Genomic DNA, 17292 nt, shown 5'->3' on the forward strand with positions numbered 1-17292 from the left:
CCGTCCGGGACAGCCGCGCAAATGCACGCTCTGGAACCTTCCTTTCCTTCGCCGTCGTCTCGAAGGCCAGCGACCATCACAATCTAGCTATCCGTATTGCTGCGCCTCAGATGAACCTCCGGCCGCAGGGCGCGACCGGAGGTTGACCCCAACAGGGCTTCGCGTCAGTGCCGCTTGCCGCTTATCGGCGTGCTGGTCGCAGTATCGTCAATCGCCTCATTGTCGGATGCGTTGCCCTCGGCGGCATTCTTTGCGCCCTTGGTCGACTTCCTGCCCGCCTTTGCACCCGTGGTCCTGAGCTTAGGCGGGGAGTCCTCGTCTTCGCTTGTCCCGCTCTGTGTGCTTGTTCCTTGCACGCCTTTGCGAGCCTTGGCATCTGCGGCAAGGCTTTGCGCAATGACTGGGTAAGCAAGGAAAGCCGTAAGGCCGCATGCGAGTACAGAGGTTTTCACCAATTTCATTCACGTCTCCTGGATCGATTTGCTTGACGGAGCGAGTTCGGCTCGACGGCCGGGCCGCCCGCCTGCGCCGCTTGCATCGCGTTAAGCGTACGTGCAGCGCGGCTTCATCTAATCTTTCATGTGTGGTCATCGTTTAGGAGATTTGGGGTAAATTCGGGAAGTTGTTGTCTTACCTGTGGCGATACAACGGTCCGCATCGTCGAACACTGCTCACGACCGGAGGGACGAGTCCAAGATCTGCGCTGCTGAAGTCGCCGCGGTCGGGGAGATAGACACGCGCGACTGGCGGCTTTGAAGTTCACACGCCTGGAGTCGTCTCAAGGCAGGCACCGCTTTTGTCGTCGAGCTTGTCAGCATCCTGTAAGCTAAGCTCGGCAATCTTCCGCAATCCGAAAACCCGCTTTCTCGGTCCTCAACGGGAGACTAGGTATGGAGTCTATCGAGCGAGCTTTGTCTACGCACGCTATGCCAACAATCATCGAGGATGAAGAAATCCAGCACCCGAGGACGGAAGCCTCTCCATCAACTGATCCAACGGATTTTCGCCATCAACCAGTCGCGCTGAGAAGTGTCGGATCATCCAACGCGGGCGACAATTCCCTGGGCAGTATGTCGCAGGAGTTTCGCGCGGTGGTGGCCGGGATTGTCGCCCGGAGTTTCGCTTGAATCGCCCCTGCGAACTCGGCTTTCAGAAACAAGAGCCGCCGGACCTCGTCTTCCGCCCAGCGTTCACGCCATCACCAGCGACTGGATCGCGCAACAACAGGGCCAATCAATGACTCCGGCCATCTGGACTTCGGCCCTGTGTTGTAGGTCCTGGGTTCATTGCCGTCTCCCTGCGGGAGCGGGCTGTCGGCTCACGCTGAAACCCCGGCTTGCGCCGGGTTTTCACCCTTCGGGCTTCCATCCCTGACGGGAGCTGGGGCGACGCGGAATGTCTTGGGCTTCGGCGGCCGATGAAAAAGGAGAGGCAGAGTGGGGTGGCCTTGGCCATGACGGGTTGAAGGTCGGAGGAGAGTCTTCCGGCGCCCGTCATGGAGATTGCTGCCATGAATACGCAGATGGTTGATGCCGGCCGCATTGCGAGCGGCGGATACAGAGTGGATGTGAGCCGCGGCGAGCGCGTCGGTCGGGTGTCCTCGGAGTGGTTTTCTCGCCCGGCGGATGAGCGTTACCTGTCGCTCGACGCACTGGCGCGCACGGTGCACGATCGCGCGAACCGCAGCCGGACACGCGTGGTCGAAAGCGCGCTCATCCATGTCGACGCAAGCCGTGCCGACCCTGAGCGGCTGGCCTTGATGTTGCCCGGCTCCGACACGCCGGTTGCGCCGACGCATTGGAGCTTCGGTCAGCTTGCAAGCCAGGTTGGCGCTCCGGCCGCTTACCTGCGGCAGCTCCCTGCGTCACTCGCAGCAATCAACTTGCAATATGGCTTGAACGCCAATCGCGTCGAGCAGATCAAAACGCTCGAGACCGAGGACAGCCGTGTCGAGCTTCGCGCTGTCACCGGCCCCGACTATGGCCGGATCTACGACCACGAGCTGGTCGAGGCCGTACAGCGCATCGCCGGCAATGGCACAGGCGATACACGGTGGAAGGTGCCCGGTGTACTCGACTGGTCGAGCGGCATCTACGATCCCTGTGTCGACATTTCCAAGGCCACGACGACCCTGTATGCATCGGACAGGGACGTTTTCCTCTTTCTGGTCGATGACTTGAATCCGATCGAAGCCGGTCGTCTTCGCGACGGCTCGCCCGACCTCTATTTCCGAGGCTTCTATTGTTGGAACTCGGAAGTCGGCGCGAAGACGCTCGGCATGGCGAGCTTCTATCTTCGTGCGGTTTGCCAGAATCGCAATCTATGGGGCGTGGAAGATTTCGAGGAGATCACCATCCGCCATTCCAAATACGCAGCCTCACGCTTTGCTCACGAAGCAGCCCCGGCGTTGTCGAACTTCGCCAACTCTTCACCCATGCCTTTCGTCAACGGCATCAAGGCGGCTCGCGAGCGGATCGTGGCACGCAGTGACGAGGATCGCAGCGAGTTCTTGCGCCGCCGCGGCTTCTCCAACGCAGAGACAGGCAAGGTGATAGACGCAGTGCTGGCGGAGGAGGGGCGCCCGCCTGAAAGCATCTTCGACTTCGTGCAGGGCATCACCGCCGTCGCGCGCGACAAGCCGCATCAAGACGTCCGCCTCGACATGGAGACTAAGGCCAAGAAGTTGCTCGACCGGGCGGCCTAATGTCAGCCAGGCCGGAGATCTAGGTGTCCGGCCTGGTACGTCTACCCTTTCCATTCACGGGTGAGGGGCGCCGCTCGCTCGCCGTCATGTCCATCGCGGGCCGACAGGTCTTGGCGGCTTCGAATTCTTGCGCGATTGAGACCTGCGAATGCGACTGCGACGACGACATCCGGAATATCTGGCTGCGCGCGTCGACACGATCGGCTGACTCATACAATCGCCGCGATGAACCGCTTGCGTTCGGCTTCGCGTCCACGCAAGCGTATTGGCTCAGGAGCCGTCAACATAACCGCCTCTGCCACCGCCGCCGGCCATTTTAAGCTTCATCTGATCCGGCGTGTGATGGCACGACCTGGGTTTTTCCGATAGCGCGGCACCCGCCAACGAACGCCATTTGCCGCCGAAAGCCAGAGCGAGAGCTGGACAGGCTTGTCCGCGAACGGGTTGGAGGCCGAGAGAGAGGCTCCCGGCCGCCCGGTTCGGAGAAGCTGACATGGCAAGCGCCGTTCAGAAGATCAAGCTGTTGCCGTCGCGCGACATCCTCTTAAGCAAACTCGTCTTGAGCCGTTTCGTTGAGCGGGAGGGCGCGTGATGGTCTTTGATGTCTCAGAATTGGTACGCCGCCTCGCACGCGAGGCCGATGGCGTATGCCGACACTATCTGTCCAATGGCAAGCGGGTGGGGCGATACTGGGTGGTCGGCGATGTCCGCAACACGCCAGGACGCTCGTTGTTCGTGCGGCTCCAGGAATCGACGAAGGGGCCCGCCGGAAAGTGGACCGATGCCGCCACCGGAGAACATGGGGACCTGCTCGACATCATCCGCGAAAGTATGGCTTTGCGCAATTTTCGCGAGGTGGCCGAGGAGGCAAGACGCTTTCTAACGTTACCTCGTTGCGAGCAACAACCCGCCCCGAATGCCGCCAGTCGAGCAGCGAGAGCCGGATCGCAGCAAGCTGCCCGTCGCCTGTTTGCAATGTCCAGCCCCATCGACGGTACGGTGGTTGAAGCTTATTTGCGGCGTCGCGGAATGGTCAGTATCCACCATGGCGGCAGCTTGCGCTTCCATCCACGTTGCTATTATCGGCCGGACGAGCATTTGCCGATGGAAATCTGGCCAGCGATGATAGCCAGCGTCACCAATCTTAGTGGCCGGATCTGCGGCGTGCATCGCACCTGGCTCGATCCGGACGGCTTTGATCGCATCCGGCTCGGCAAGGCTCCCATCGACACGCCACGGCGGGCCATGGGCGACCTGCTCGGTAACGCTGTTCGTTTCGGCCTGGTGGATGACGTGCTTGCTGCCGGCGAGGGCATCGAGACCATGCTGTCGCTGCGCTGCGTCCTGCCGACTTTGCCGATGGTTGCTGCGCTTTCAGCCAATCATCTCTCAGCCCTGTTGCTGCCGCCTGGCTTGCGTCGGCTCTATATCGCCCGTGACGCCGATGACGCCGGAGACGCTGTACGGGCCATCCTTACCCGGCGCGCGGAGGACGCCGGCGTTGAAGCGATCTCGCTGTCGCCTCGGCTCGGCGACTTCAATGAAGATCTGCATGTCTTCGGCCTTGAGGCTCTCCGGGCAGCGTTGCGGCTTCAACTTGTTCCTGACGATGCCGCCCGCTTCCTGCGCTCGTCCACGATCGAGGCCGGGTAGTCGCGGTAATTCGACCGATGGCGAAAGATCGGTCATAGCCGAGGCCAATTGGCGGAGAGGACGCGACCTTCGGCCTTCTAGTGGGCGATCGGACGGCGAGCGGTCCGGGCCGGCAATGGCTGCGTCCGGCTATTTTCCGCCGCGCGCAGGCAATGAGAAGACATGATCGCGATTTGGCGAGCGCGCTTTGCATCGCGAAACAAAATAGCCGGTCTTCGCCATCCTCCGCTGCCGCTTCGGCCCTGCGCTACCGCCCACGCCCTGCGGGCCTGGGCGGACAAGCCGCTCCGGGTTCTGGCCCGGTCCGCCCGCCGTCTGAGTGATCGCCACGAAGGCCGCGATGGGCGCGGCCGCTCTGCCACAAGGATCTCTTGCGATGACCGACCACGACGACATCGAACCGACGCACGCCCCGTCTCCGACCGAACACGTCCTCAGCGAATTGCAGCTCTTCGGCTATCGCCCCTTCGACGATCAGCCAGATCCAAGACCTCTCCCCGAGAGCCAGATGATCGCCGCTACCATCGTCGATATGTTCGACATCCTGGTTGCCGCGCTAAGCGATACACGGCTCGAACCGGATCTCAGCGAACTCCTCTGGTCAACCGTCAATCTGTTCCATCGGGCCGTCGATCGCATCGAACGCCAGCTCGACGACAATGAACAAGCGCAGCACAAGAGCCAGCGGGAGCAGAATGGGTCAGAGGTGCGATCGGTCGAGCTCGAGCGCCTCACGGCGGAGGGCATCACCTTGATCGAGCGCCGAAATTGCCTGGAACTCTTCCGCGACCAGGCGATGGAGCAATTTGAGGTCCACGCCGGCTCGTCCTGGCGTCCTCGTTCGGGCTCGCTGGTGAGCCACCGCACGCTCACGGCAGCCATGATCGACTCGCGGGACTTCATCGCTGCCAAGCGCCGTTCCCAGACCGAGCTCATGTTGCCGGCAGGACCGAAGATCGCACTCACCGGCGGGCTCGACTTCAACGACCACCACCTGATCTGGGATCGCCTCGACAAGGTTCACGCCAAGCATCCCGACATGGTCCTGCTCCATGGCGGCTCACCCAAGGGGGCCGAACTGATCGCTTCCAAATGGGCGACGACCCGCAAGGTGCCCCAGATCGCGTTCAAGCCCGACTGGACGAAGCACGCCAAGGCGGCACCCTTCAAGCGCAATGATGCCGTGCTCGAGCTCTTGCCGATCGGCGTCATGCATTTTCCGGGTTCGGGAATTCAGGATAACCTCGCCGACAAGGCGAGGCGTTTCGGCATCCCCGTCTGGAAATTCGGCGGGGCGTGAGCGCCGTCTTTTCGAACCATCGAGCGGAGCTGGACGCCTGGCACTCCGGCGCGTCCAGCCTTGTATCCGAAGTTGCGGCTTGTGATGGTGGTGGAAGACGCGATCGTCATCCACCCGGATGAAGCCGCCACCATGCTACCACATCACTCATTGGCTTGTTCTGCCGGGCGGTCAGTGGCGGCCTGGCCCTTTCGTCGCACCTGGTGCCCACGCTTGCACAGATCGGGCCGCTGACGCGCTTTGCGTTGGCGGCGCGACATGGACGCAGGTGACTGTTCCTGCTTGCGAAGACCCGCCTGTTGGAGCCGGCTGAACTGGTGGAGCAACAGTCTCAACGATTCTCATGGCCGCCATGCGCGAAGGATGATCCCTCGTCACCTTCCTCATCGAACAGGTTGCGCAGGATCGCCATATTGAGCCGGGGGACAAGTGACTCGAGTGAGAGGCATCGCGGCCCTCTTCGGAACGCTTCGACCAGCCGGCCCCGATCTCGGCCCGGCCCACCTCTTTGCTTGGCACGTTGAGTCGCTCTCGATCGTTCTCTCATGACGACACCGCCCTTTGCGGCAGGTTGTTTCTCTTTGTTCGCCGAGCCGTTCCAGCTTCTTGTGCAGCCCAACCGAGATTTGCCAAGTCTCTTCTCCCGAGCTTGCGATCCGTCCCGCGGACGCACGTGGCCTCTTGGATGGCTTGATCTGGCCGAAGACCGGCTTCGCCTCGATCGTCTGAGCCGCAACGCCGTTGATGCGACTTTCTTCCCCTGGGCTTCGCCCATTCCTCGCGAGGCAAGATAGTCGCCACAACGGCGTCCTCCGCTGCGCTCCGGCCCGCAAGGGGTGCGTCGCCGATCGTCCTCGGCCTTTAGATCGCCATCGAGGCCGCGGTGGTCGCGGGCTCGAAACACAACAGGAGAAGTGACATGGCTAACATCGGTACTTTCCGCAGGGCGCGCGTTTGATCGGGGTCTACGACAGCCAGGTCACTTTCGGCCAGTCACGCGTCCTACTCGTCTGGACCCGGCTGATCATGCCGAATGGACGTTCCATCGTTCTCGAGCGACAACCTGGCGCTGACGCTGCCGGATATGCAGGCCTCGAAGATCAGGTCGATAATCACTGGGGCGAGCTGTTCAAGGCTGCGGCACTATCGACGTTTCTGGCGGTCGGGACTGAACTGGGGGCCGGCTCGGACACCAACAGCAACGACAGCGCCATCATCCAGGCATTACGACACGGTGCCTCCGACTCCCTAAACCAAACCGGACAGCAGGTGGTTCGACGCAGTCTCAACATCCAGCCTACTTTGACCGTACGACCTGGTTTCCCGGTTCGTGTTCTTGTCAATCGTGACCTCATACTTACGCCGTATAGAGGGTGACAACATGCCAAAGCTCAAAATAGGAGAGCTTCCAGATGACAAGCCGGTCAAAGTGAGTGCGGAACTGCCGGCGGCCGTGCATCGCGATCTCATCGCATATGCAGAAGCCCTTACGCTTCAAGGTGGTCAAGTGGTCGAACCGACTAAGCTCATCGCTCCCATGTTGGCGCGCTTTATGGCCACGGATCGAGGATTTTCTAAATTGAAACGTGGCGGCCGCGTACCGGTCGCCGGCGAATGACAGTGATGCTCAAGGCTTCTCGAAGCTGCCGGTCAAAGCTTACAGTAGGATGCATCAACCGAGACGCTGCCGGGTTTGGCCCGTGAGCTAAGATATCGTGTCGGAAGCGTGTTCCTGCGTCCGCCCCGAATAGCGCCGATTACCGGGTCTTCAGACGCAAGAGCGCCTGGCGTCGATGGGCATTTATTCGGTCACCTTCAGGCGCGGTACACTACTCCGGCCATCGACGCTGATAGGCACGTCGCCCTCGATTGTCGCCCGACGCACGACGCGATGCCCGTCCCCGTAATCGTTAACGGCGTAATGCTGCGTTGCGCGGTTATCCCATATCGCGATATCGCCCTCTAACCAGTTCCAGCGCACAGTGTTTTCGGGCGCGGTGATATGAGACTGGAACAGATCGAAGAGCTTTTGTCCGTCGTATTTGGAGATCCCAACAAAATGCTTCACCAAAGCACCGAGCACTAGCGTCCGCTCGCCTGTTTCGGGGTGGACGCGCACGACGGGATGCTCGGTCTCAAAAACCGTTCTGGTGAATACCTCGTCGAAGTGTTTCTTGTCCACCTCGCGGACACGCGCGATCCCGGCGTAATCGAAAACGTTGCTGTGAACGGCCCATAGCTCCTCGGCAAGCCGTTGTAGCGGCGGCGGCAGATCGAGATACGCGGAAGCTGTGTTCGACCACACGGTGTCGCCTCCGAAAGCTGGCATTACTACGGCCCGCAGGACTAAAATCTTGGGATAGGCATCGGCGAAGGTCCCATCCGCATGCCAAACATCGGCGCGACCGCCGCCGCGAGTGGAGTCCAGTTCGAGGAGCGAGGCCGTCCCCCTGGCGGCGCCGAGCATCGGATGCGGCGTTAGCTTTCCAAGACGAGCAGCAAAGCGCTCCTGTTCAACGTCATTGAGATGTCGTTGGTTGCGAAAGAAGATCACCTTGTGCTCGAGCAGCAAGCTGTTTATCGCAGCGATCGCGCGGTCCGGTAGATCGCCCGATAGCTCGATATTTTTGACTTCGGCACCAATGCGCGCTGCACGTTTCAGAACATCGGCGCCCGGAATGACGTCACTGATCAAAGCCGTTGTGCTCATGTTGTTTTTCCAAGCCCTTGAAGTTTCTGCTTCTCGGGGCGGATGATCTTCAGCAAGCAACGTGCCAGGCGAAAGAAGAACATGTAGCCCCCATGGCAACGAATTGCGCTATTTGGCGCGAGTTCTCGGACCAACCGATGAGTCGACCGAGCGACAAAGAAGCTCGATCGTCGACCTCACCCACCGAATATGTGCAAAGAGAGCGGCGGCCGACGGAAGACATTCAGTTATGTTATTGCAATCACTCAACTGCCCTCAAAAAGGCAAATGCTTCCGTAAGATTGGTAATAATTCATGATGATCATAAATCGTGTAGTCGGGCCCTGCCGCGCGTAAGCGCCCTTCGGAAACATATCCTCCCACGATTGATACGTTGATAAGGCCAAGATTGCGGGCAATCTCGGTCTCAACTGGCATATCGCCCACGATGACAGTTCTTTCTGGGGATAGATCATTGGCCTGCATATACAAGCGCAGCCGTTCTTGCTTGCTCATGCTCCTAAACTGAGTTGCGCGGCTCTCAAATGCCAAAATGTCGGTGACGTGAGTGTTGATCCCAAGTCTTCGCAATTGTGTGCGAATTGGTCCAACAATGTGGTTGCTGACAATGACGGTTTGGATGGCTCGCTGATCAGCGGCGAGCAAAATATTTCGAGCCCCTTTACGTAAGGCCGCGTTGCGCGCCAGGAACTCATAAGTGTCGTGAAAAATGGCGTTGTCGTTGCTCTGTACGACTTCGATTTCATCTTTCGACATGTCCAGGTTGCGGAAAAGAACCGAAGGAGGAAGTTCGAACTTCTCACGAAGCTTGTGCATATCCACAGCTGCGCGACCGAAGCGGCTCAAAATTGCATTGATGGTTTTCAGCACCGCGTTGGCATCATCGAGCAGCGTGCCATTCCAGTCGAAAATAATTGCGGATTTCATGCATGAACCTAAGGCAAATGTGATCGTGCGATAGAATGTGTTCGAGACTTAGATATTTACTCGTCTACATGTCTGGGGCGATCGTCGCGGTTCGAACAGAGTCGTCACGGGTGCAAGGCGCGCCAGTGAGCTGAACGGGCGGACCGTTCTTCCGAGGCGAGAGGGCGGGTGGAGAGCGTGAGCATTGCTGCTTCTGTAGCTCTATTTCTGGATTGATTTAGTTGAAGCAATAGCCATGCCAGCCAGCGTTGGCATGCAATAAGGCCGGAAGGGCTTTGGAAGGTCTCAACGCTTACTATGCGCGCTGCACTGGACCTGACACGACGTTGCGTCTTTGTCAGAATACGGACAAGAGTCTACACGGTGCGGTAAGTTCGAGCTGACCGTTCCGTAAGTGAATTTTGCGAGTTAATCGATGGGCCAGGTTGATCTCTCCGAGATCGGTTCACTCTGGTGAGGCAAATTGGGTTCTCAGACTAAGTCGAAGCTCCGGGGTGTTGAACAACTTTCGACTGAGAGGCCGCCGCTGCAGCCAATCCTTAATGCCTCGACCGGCGTCACGGCAAGACTAATGCCGCTGGGGCCCGTGAGAGCTGCAGATGTAGGCTCGCTTTCTGTCGACCGGCCCTGTTGGCGCCAGTCATGCACATTGTCGCCTCAGCCCTGAATCAGGATAAGAGCTGCAACTTCCTGATCCCGTGGCAGTTTGCTCGCCGCCAAGCCGGTGGCGACACCAAGGCGGTCAGGAGCGGGGCGGTTTTGACTCATCTTGCGCTTGCCTTCGACCCTGGTGATGGGGATGCGCACGCCGACGATCCCACGCAACTGGGCGGCGATGAAATCCTCGGGAGCATCGCTGACGGCCCAAGGCGTCGCTCGTGACGTCTCATGGATATTCGTCAGACGCGTCACGATTTCAAGAAGGCGATCGGGATCCTCGAAGAACTCGGTCGGCCCATGGGCGTGGACCGCGATATAATTCCATGTCGGCACCTCACGTTCAGATTGTCGTTTGCTGGGATACCAGGATGGCGTCACATAAGCCTCTGCGCCAGCAAAGATCGCGAGAGCTTCTCCGATCGGGGGCGTGCGCCATTGCGGATTGCCCTTCGCTAGGTGGCCGTACAGCGCGCCGTGTTCGCCTTCGCTCTCATCGAGAAAGAGCGGAAGAGGCGTCGCAAGGGGCCCGTCTGACGTGGCCGTGATCAGGTTGGCCAATCGGGCGCACCGGATTGTCGCTCGAATGTTCTCCAGGTCGTCATCTCGAAAGTGGGGTGGTATGTACATGAAGGTTCTCCGTTGGAGGTCGTCGAGATAAACCCAGGTCAGTATGCTAAAAAACTGCCAGTTTCAGTCGGCCCGTAGAGGTTCCACGTTGGATCGAGCCGCCTTGCTCGTGGCCCGGCCGCTGATGATCGCACCCCTCACGCACTTCTGGGGCCGTGAAGAAGCTGAGCAAGGCAATTGTAATGGACCAGGCGGCAAGTCCGGGTGCACCGGTAGCTCGGTTTTATTCGTCGCTCTGAACGTCTGGCTTTCCTTGAACTGCTGCCCGTTGCCCGAGCCATATTCTTAACTTGGAATCTACAACAGCGGATCGCTGAGGGCAGAGAATACGGCGGTGCCTCACGGGTATGATTGCGAGCCGGCGCCACGCGAGTGCGCACTGGGAGGGGCCGCTGGACGCAAGAGCCGTTGGCTCGACCGCCGCTGGAGGATCTCGTCGCTTGGCAACAGCTTCGTAATACCGATGAACACAACATCACCATCTTCCTAAACGGGGATGGTTTATGGGGCGGCAGGCTCACCGAAAAAGCCGCAGGACGCTTCGTTACGGCGAGACGGCGATATGAATCCGAAGCGAAGGCCAAACTGGCCGCGTTCGACGGGATGATCTTCCTGAAAGATAGACGTGGCTGGGATGGATAGGGCGCCGCCTGTCGGTCTGTGAATTTTCGTCCGGTGGGCTTGTCGAATCGCTTTTCCCGCAATTCACCGATCCGATCCAAGAGTCGCTGGCCCGTCCCAACAAATATTTTTCTACCAATATCCGCATGAACATAGCTGGTTCGCGAGAGCCACCGGGGCGTAGGACCCCACACGATTCGAATTGTCTGTCCACAGGCGAACGACTATGGCATCCAACCCGGAATGGCGGGCTGCGGCGCGCCAATTGCGCGACATGTGGGAACACAAGGCTTGGCCCGACGAGCCGCTCGGCCCGGGTTGGGCCAATGCATTCTCCGATTGGATCGAGAGATTCGGTTTCCGGAGCGTCTCGGACGCGGTCCAGATGGCGTCGGCTCCCCGTCTGAGGACGGCGAGCGCTTGCCTCCGGACATTCGGGACATTCCGAGATACGCCGTGGTAGAGCGCGCCGAGGATCGGGAGCCCGGGATGTCCGCAATGCACCATGCCGTCGATGATAACACTACGCTTGAGGACTGCTTTGCGGCGATGGGTGTAGACCGCACGGCGTTCCGCATTGCCGTGGGGCATCCGATCGTCGACTTGCGTCCCAAAGGACAGCAGGTCTTCGTCCGGCAAGATCCAGAGTGACGAGATTGGGAGGCCTATCTGCGGAGGACGAGTGGCCGGGCGCGCCGATCAGCAGGCTGGGTGGCGGGTTTTTTCCGAGTCGTTTTCCACCGGCTGATCCCCGCCCAAGAAGGCGAGGCGGTGAGACCGCGCTCAGCTCGCGACACGCGCTATTCAATCCTCGTGGTCAGCGTCCTTTCTGCTAGATTTCTCGGCTGCTTCGACGATCGCCTGCCTTCCTCACGATATCCTTGCGAAGACGCTGTTTGGCGCACATGCGCCGATTCCTGACCGGCGCGCCGGGCGTCGGAGGCGCCGTGTCGGCGGCCGGAATCTTCGGTTCGGCGTCGGGCGAAGCCATCCTGGGAACCCGCATTCCAAGGATTGGAAATCGGAGCGGATCCGGAACCGGACCGCCGGCGGGACCGCTCGCACCCGGTTTCCGATTCCTGTCGTCCGTGGAATCGAATCCTTCGGACGCCTGGAGCGCCGGGCGGGCTCTCCCGTCGCATCGGCGTCAGTTCGCCTGTCGCCCGAAAACCCAGCTCGTCGCGCGGTGGCGCCTGAGCAACAGCAGCGAAGACGCTGCTGGCGGGCTCGTAGGTGCAGCCTGGCCAAGGGATCAGCCAAGCGCATTGATCGGCCTCGAAATCGCGGCGGCTGGGACAGGAGGCGTTCCAACCGTGCCGCAAAGCGATGTGCCCCCGTTGTGCCCCGACTCCCCTGGGGCACACGCTAAGAGAATCAATCCATTAAGTCTTTGAAATCTGGGCTAAATGGTGGACGCACAAGGGATCGAACCTTGGACCTCTCCCGTGTGAAGGGAACGCTCTCCCGCTGAGCTATGCGTCCGGGATATGTGACGTGCCGACGGCCGATGCCGGCCGGTCGAAATGCTGCTTCGTCAGAGCGTGCGATTTACGAAGTGCCGGGTAGGGGTGTCAAGCCAAACCCTGCGGGAATCAGGCCCCCTGCTGACGGGCGCGGGAGGCGTGGGACTGCAGCGCCCGGATGCGTTCGGCCAGCGTGCCGCCGCCTTCGGGCATCCCGCTGCCCGGAGCGACGCCATTTGCGGTGCCGTTGGCGGGCTTGGCGGCCGCCTTGGCCGGCACCGTCGGCTCGGCCGCCAGCATGGCCTCGATCGCCGAATTGGGGCCTTCGAGCTGGATCGCGAGCTTGGCCACCTCGGCCGCGATGTCGTTGATGCGCTCGCGCAGCAGCGCGTTCTCCATCCGCTCGGTCGCCCAGGAGCTTTCGGCCTGCTGCTGGATCGCGTTGATGTCGCGCTGCAGCTTGCCGCGCTCGTCACGGGCAACGCGCAGCTGCTCCTCGACGGCTGCCTTCTCCTGGCGCAGCTTCTCGAGCACGGACGATTTGCCGCCGCTCGTCGCGGCGATCTCCTCGCGCAGCTCCTGCACCGTCCGCTCGGCGGCGGCGTTGGCCTGCTTTAACTGGCCGTTCTCGAATTCACGCTCGGCCAGCAGCTTGCCCTGGGTTGCGAGCCGCGTCTCGAGGTCGGTGACGCGGTTGCCGAGCATCTCGGCTTCCTTGACCTGGACGATCAACTGACGGTCGAGATCGGTGACCCTCTGGCTCAGATTCTCGACCCGACCGCGCGCATCGGTGAGATCGCGCGTCGCGGTCTCCGACTGGCTGCGCTCTTGGGCGAGGCGGGCCTCGGTCGCCGCGAACTCCCTGGCGGCATCGCCGACCCGGCTCTTCAGCTCCTCGACCTGGGTCCGCACGGCAACCAGTTCGACCTGGCGGCTGTCGGCCGTCATCGAGCGGTTGCTGAGCTCGGCGTTGATCTTGCCGAGTTCGCTCTGCTTGTCGGTCAGAGCCTGCTCGGCGTTGCGCAACAGCTCGGTCTTGGCGCCGAACTCTTCCTCGGTGGCGCGAAGCTGCTCCTTCATCGCCTTCTCGCGCGCCTCCAGCGCGAAGATCGCGGCGTTTTTTTCGCCCAGCTCGATCTTCATGCGGTTGATCGCATCGGTCTTCTTGCCGAGCTCGGCAAGCTGGCTCGTGGTCTTGCTCTTGAGCTGGTCGACGCTCATCTCGAGCCGACGGGCGGACATGGCGAATTCGGCGCGGAGCTGGTCCTTGTCGGCCTGGATCTCGGCCATCGACAGCGGGGTCGCCGCTTCCATGCGACGCGTGGTCAGCCGTACCGCCCGGTTATGCACCAGCGGCATGATCATCAGTCCGCACACCATCGAGAGCAGGAAACCGACCGCCGCGTACATGATCATCTCGATCATGAAGGGTCACTCCAAGGAAAGAAGAAGGAAAGAAGGAATTTGTTAATCACAATGCCACGACGGGCCAGCCAAAGGCCAGCCCGTTTGCCGCGTTAACCTGAATCGCTAACCGCGCCGGAGCGCCGGCGGCCTCACCCGATCAGGGCTGCGACCTAGAACGGGTTCCAGGTCGCGCGCGGGGTGAATTTGAGATAGCCGACGCTGGCGCCGAGCCGCAAGCCGATGCCCGAGCGAATCGGGACCAGCACAATGTTGTTGGCGGTCAGCGCCGTCATGCCGAAGCCGCCGACGATATAGGCAGAGCCGTCGATGCCGACGAAGCGCTGGTAGATCGCCTGCGTCGAGGGCAGGTTGTAGACCAGCGTCATGGTCCGGGCGCCGTCGCCGCCCCAGTCGAAGCCGACCGAGGGGCCCTGCCAATAGACCCTGAGGTCGCCGGCGTTCTTGGTGTAGAGCGTGCCTTCGCCATAGCGCAGCCCGGCCACGAAAGCGCCGGAGCCTTCTTCGCCGAGCACATAACCATTGGGCAGGCCCCATTGGCTGACGGCGCGCTCGATGACCGAGGCGAGCCCGCGCGAGACATTGCCAAAGAACTTGTGTCCGGCGCCGACCAGTTCGTCTGGCCCGTAAGTATACGGAGTCGGCTCACGCTGTGGCGGTGGATATTGCGGCGGAGGGGGCTGCTGCGCGGACGCCCCTGCGCTCCAGCACATCAGCGCGGCGAACGCGACCGCGGCAAGGCGTGATGCGAAAGTCATAAAGAACCCCTGCTATCGAAATCTGGGCGTTGCCCTTTAACCTGATGCCAACAGGCACGGCTCTAGGTTGCGCCCAGTGTCCCCTCGACTCGGATGTTATCGGTATCAACTATGACGGCACAACGGCAGGAAAGATATGGATCGTGCCGCGGCATGGCCTTTTTCGGCCTGTTGGCGGGCATTTTGGCGGCCGTCTGGCCCTCTTTGCCTGTTCAGGCCACGACCACCGAGCGCGTGGTGACGAACCGCTACTCCGGATTGGCGATCGAGGGATTCGATCCCGTTGCCTATTTCACCGATGCCACCGCCACCCAGGGGCGGCCGGAATACGAGGCCGCCGACAGCGGTGTGGTCTGGCGTTTCCGCAACGAGGGCAACCGCGCCTCGTTCGTGGCGCATCCCGAAATCTATGGTCCGCAGTTCGGCGGTTACGATCCGACCGATCTGGTGCGGGGCGTGGCCTGCGCGGGCAATCCGCGATTCTGGGCCGTCGTCGGGAACAGGCTTTATCTGTTCAATCGTGAACACAGCCGCGACGCCTTCGCCGCCGATCCCGCGCGCTTCCTGAAGGAAGCCGCGGCGCGCTGGCCGGAGCTGGAAGAAAATCTCGCGCAGTGAGTCACGACGCCGCGGCCGGGTCGCCCCAGGCGATGAATTCCGGCACCAGGAAGGCTTCGCGGCCGAGCCCGAAATGCAGTTGGCTCCCTTTCGAATCGGTGACCTTGCCGCCGGCCGCAACGACGACGGCGTGACCGGCCGCCACGTCCCACTCCGATGTCGGCGACAGCCGCGGATAGATGTCGACCTCGCCCTCGGCGACACGGCCGAACTTGACGGCCGATCCCAGTACTGCGCGGACCGCACCGCCGCGTTCGTCGATGAAGGCTTCGGTGCGCGCATCGCCATGTGAGCGGCTGACCGCAACCGCCCACGGCGCGCCGCGCGGCGGGCAGGGGCGGGTCTTGATCGGTACGGCCTGCGAAACCGCGTTGTCCTTTAGCGTCAGTCGCTCGGCACCTTTGCCGACGATACCGCGCCAGATCAGCCCCAGCGCCGGCGCACCCACGATGCCGAGCAGCGGCACGCCGTGCGTGACCAGCGCCACATTGACGGTGAATTCGTCGCGGCCGGCGACGAACTCCTTGGTGCCGTCGAGCGGATCGATCAGGAAGAAACTGTCCTTGTAAGGAGGCGTCGCCAGATGGACGCGCTCCTCCGACAGCAGCGAGACATGCGGCGCGAGCCGGGTCAGTCCTTCGACGATGATGTGGTCGGCGGCGAGATCGGCCTCGGTGACCGGCGAGCCGTCGCTCTTGCCGGTCACATTCATGGCGGAACGGTTGACCGCAAGTATCGCCTCGCCCGCCAGGATCACCAGTTCGGTCAGTGATTCGAGCAGTGTGGCGGCCTTATCGCAGTCGAGGGCGGCCGATTGTGCCTTATTCATGAGCGGGTCTCATATCCTGTTCGTCTTCCCCTGAGATCATGATGCCGGTCTCGCCGCAAGCTGGCAGCATCCGTCTGCCCGGTGTATCAAGCCGACAGGCATGCGTGATTCGCACCCCTGCGGCGGCGTGCGGCTTTCCAGGAAACAATTGATGTCTGGCACTTCGTCTCCCGGTCCCGCTCCCGACGCGCTCGAACTCGCGGCGCTGTTGTGCTCGCGGGTCTGTCACGATCTCATCAGTCCGGTCGGCGCGATCGTCAATGGGCTTGAGGTCCTTGACGACAATCCCAAGCCCGAAGACCGCGAGTTCGCGCTCGATCTGATCCGCAAGAGCGCCAAGACCGCTTCGGCGCGGCTGCAGTTCTGCCGGCTGGCGTTCGGCGCGGCCGGTTCCTCCGGCGCGCAGATCGACCTCGGCGATGCCCAGAATATGGCGAAGGGGCATATCGAGGACGGCAAGGTGACGCTGACCTGGAATTTGCCGCGGCTGCTGCTGCCCAAGAACCGGGTCAAGCTGCTGTTGAACATGCTGGTGATCGCACAGCAGACCATCCCGCGCGGCGGCACGCTGTTGATCGATCCGGTCGGCGAGGGCGAGGCGATGAGCTTCCGCATCACGGCCGCGGGCCTCAATGCGCGGGTGCCGCAGAACATCGTCGACCTGCTCAATGCAAGCTCCGCGAACACGGTCGATGCGCATGCGGTACAGCCGCATTACACGCGCCTGCTGGCGGAGGCTTGCGGGCTGAAGGTGACGCTCGCGCTCGACGGCGACAAGGTGATTATCGCGGCGTCCTGAACGCGGCCGCGGCAACATCATTAATCAAAGGTTACGACGGGCCGTGCGATTCAATCGCGCGGCCTTATCTCTTTGTTGATCCCGTTCTTTTCCATTTACTCAACCAAACTTAAACGCTTTGCGGAGAAGCTGACCAAAGTTCCGTCCGGCGCGCCGATGTCGCGCGCCGCAGCGTTTTCGGCGTTTTTCGAAGGTTGG

16 protein-coding genes, 1 tRNA gene and 1 pseudogene are annotated in these 17292 nt (G+C 61.4%); 10 read left to right on the forward strand and 8 right to left on the reverse strand.

Going from position 1 to position 17292, the window contains the following annotated elements; translation table 11 throughout:
• Nucleotides 1–164 precede the first annotated feature (164 nt).
• A complete protein-coding gene (locus H8A92_RS09210; protein ID WP_229195516.1) occupies nt 165–461 on the reverse strand; it encodes a hypothetical protein in 297 nt (98 codons plus the stop codon).
• A gap of 429 nt (nt 462–890) precedes the next feature.
• Between H8A92_RS09210 and H8A92_RS09215 the strand changes: the two genes are divergently transcribed.
• The 6 genes and pseudogenes from H8A92_RS09215 to H8A92_RS09245 all read left to right on the forward strand — a co-directional run bounded on the left by H8A92_RS09215 (nt 891) and on the right by H8A92_RS09245 (nt 7275).
• On the forward strand, nt 891–1127 hold the full coding sequence (locus H8A92_RS09215) for a hypothetical protein (protein ID WP_229195517.1): 237 nt from the start codon (nt 891–893) through the stop codon (nt 1125–1127).
• A 383-nt stretch (nt 1128–1510) separates the two neighbouring features.
• On the forward strand, nt 1511–2704 hold the full coding sequence (locus H8A92_RS09220; protein WP_229195518.1) for a DUF932 domain-containing protein: 1194 nt from the start codon (nt 1511–1513) through the stop codon (nt 2702–2704).
• A gap of 591 nt (nt 2705–3295) precedes the next feature.
• Nucleotides 3296–4357, forward strand: coding sequence for a DUF7146 domain-containing protein (locus H8A92_RS09225; protein WP_229195519.1), 1062 nt, complete (start codon nt 3296–3298; stop codon nt 4355–4357).
• Nucleotides 4358–4733: 376 nt separating this feature from the next.
• Entirely contained in the window at nt 4734–5657 is a 924-nt protein-coding gene (locus H8A92_RS09230; RefSeq protein ID WP_229195520.1) for a DUF2493 domain-containing protein, read from the forward strand.
• Nucleotides 5658–6596: 939 nt separating this feature from the next.
• Nucleotides 6597–7034 (forward strand): annotated as a pseudogene (locus H8A92_RS09240) (TraB/TrbI/VirB10 family type IV secretion system protein); the annotation flags it as partial.
• Nucleotides 7035–7038: 4 nt separating this feature from the next.
• A complete protein-coding gene (locus tag H8A92_RS09245; protein WP_229195521.1) occupies nt 7039–7275 on the forward strand; it encodes a DUF2274 domain-containing protein in 237 nt (78 codons plus the stop codon).
• A 183-nt stretch (nt 7276–7458) separates the two neighbouring features.
• On the opposite strand, the gene H8A92_RS09250 is transcribed toward H8A92_RS09245, so the two are convergent.
• From H8A92_RS09250 to H8A92_RS09260, 3 genes are all read right to left on the reverse strand, one after another.
• On the reverse strand, nt 7459–8367 hold the full coding sequence (locus H8A92_RS09250) for a TauD/TfdA dioxygenase family protein (RefSeq protein ID WP_229195522.1): 909 nt from the start codon (nt 8365–8367) through the stop codon (nt 7459–7461).
• Between the two features lie 255 nt (nt 8368–8622).
• On the reverse strand, nt 8623–9294 hold the full coding sequence (locus H8A92_RS09255; RefSeq protein WP_229195523.1) for an HAD family hydrolase: 672 nt from the start codon (nt 9292–9294) through the stop codon (nt 8623–8625).
• Nucleotides 9295–9951: 657 nt separating this feature from the next.
• Nucleotides 9952–10581: an FMN-binding negative transcriptional regulator gene (locus tag H8A92_RS09260; protein ID WP_229195524.1), complete on the reverse strand. Its 630-nt coding sequence runs from the start codon at nt 10579–10581 to the stop codon at nt 9952–9954.
• Nucleotides 10582–10989: 408 nt separating this feature from the next.
• Here H8A92_RS09260 and H8A92_RS09265 point away from each other — a divergent pair, with 408 nt between their 5' ends.
• Together H8A92_RS09265 and H8A92_RS09270 are read left to right on the forward strand one after the other, a co-directional pair.
• Nucleotides 10990–11223 carry a hypothetical protein gene (locus H8A92_RS09265; protein WP_229195525.1) on the forward strand — a complete coding sequence of 78 codons (234 nt, stop codon included), beginning with the start codon at nt 10990–10992 and terminating at the stop codon, nt 11221–11223.
• A 468-nt stretch (nt 11224–11691) separates the two neighbouring features.
• Nucleotides 11692–11853: a hypothetical protein gene (locus H8A92_RS09270; protein ID WP_229195526.1), complete on the forward strand. Its 162-nt coding sequence runs from the start codon at nt 11692–11694 to the stop codon at nt 11851–11853.
• 756 nt (nt 11854–12609) lie between these two features.
• Here H8A92_RS09270 and H8A92_RS09275 read toward each other — a convergent pair.
• The 3 genes from H8A92_RS09275 to H8A92_RS09285 all read right to left on the reverse strand — a co-directional run bounded on the left by H8A92_RS09275 (nt 12610) and on the right by H8A92_RS09285 (nt 14848).
• Nucleotides 12610–12684: transfer RNA gene (locus H8A92_RS09275), tRNA-Val, on the reverse strand.
• A gap of 110 nt (nt 12685–12794) precedes the next feature.
• Nucleotides 12795–14090: a coiled-coil domain-containing protein gene (locus tag H8A92_RS09280; protein WP_229195527.1), complete on the reverse strand. Its 1296-nt coding sequence runs from the start codon at nt 14088–14090 to the stop codon at nt 12795–12797.
• A gap of 152 nt (nt 14091–14242) precedes the next feature.
• A complete protein-coding gene (locus tag H8A92_RS09285; RefSeq protein ID WP_097677239.1) occupies nt 14243–14848 on the reverse strand; it encodes a DUF1134 domain-containing protein in 606 nt (201 codons plus the stop codon).
• A 153-nt stretch (nt 14849–15001) separates the two neighbouring features.
• On the opposite strand from H8A92_RS09285, the gene H8A92_RS09290 reads away from it, so the two are divergent.
• The gene (locus H8A92_RS09290) at nt 15002–15466 is read left to right on the forward strand and encodes a YHS domain-containing (seleno)protein (protein ID WP_229195528.1); all 465 of its coding nucleotides are present in this window, start codon (nt 15002–15004) and stop codon (nt 15464–15466) included.
• A gap of 1 nt (nt 15467) precedes the next feature.
• Here H8A92_RS09290 and cysQ read toward each other — a convergent pair whose 3' ends face one another.
• Nucleotides 15468–16295: a 3'(2'),5'-bisphosphate nucleotidase CysQ gene (gene cysQ / locus H8A92_RS09295; protein ID WP_229195529.1), complete on the reverse strand. Its 828-nt coding sequence runs from the start codon at nt 16293–16295 to the stop codon at nt 15468–15470.
• A gap of 151 nt (nt 16296–16446) precedes the next feature.
• Between cysQ and chpT the strand changes: the two genes are divergently transcribed.
• Nucleotides 16447–17094 carry a histidine phosphotransferase ChpT gene (gene chpT / locus H8A92_RS09300; protein ID WP_229195530.1) on the forward strand — a complete coding sequence of 216 codons (648 nt, stop codon included), beginning with the start codon at nt 16447–16449 and terminating at the stop codon, nt 17092–17094.
• The last annotated feature ends 198 nt before the right edge of the window (nt 17095–17292 follow it).

The sequence above is a fragment of the Bradyrhizobium acaciae genome (assembly GCF_020889785.1).
Lineage (GTDB): Bacteria > Pseudomonadota > Alphaproteobacteria > Rhizobiales > Xanthobacteraceae > Bradyrhizobium > Bradyrhizobium acaciae.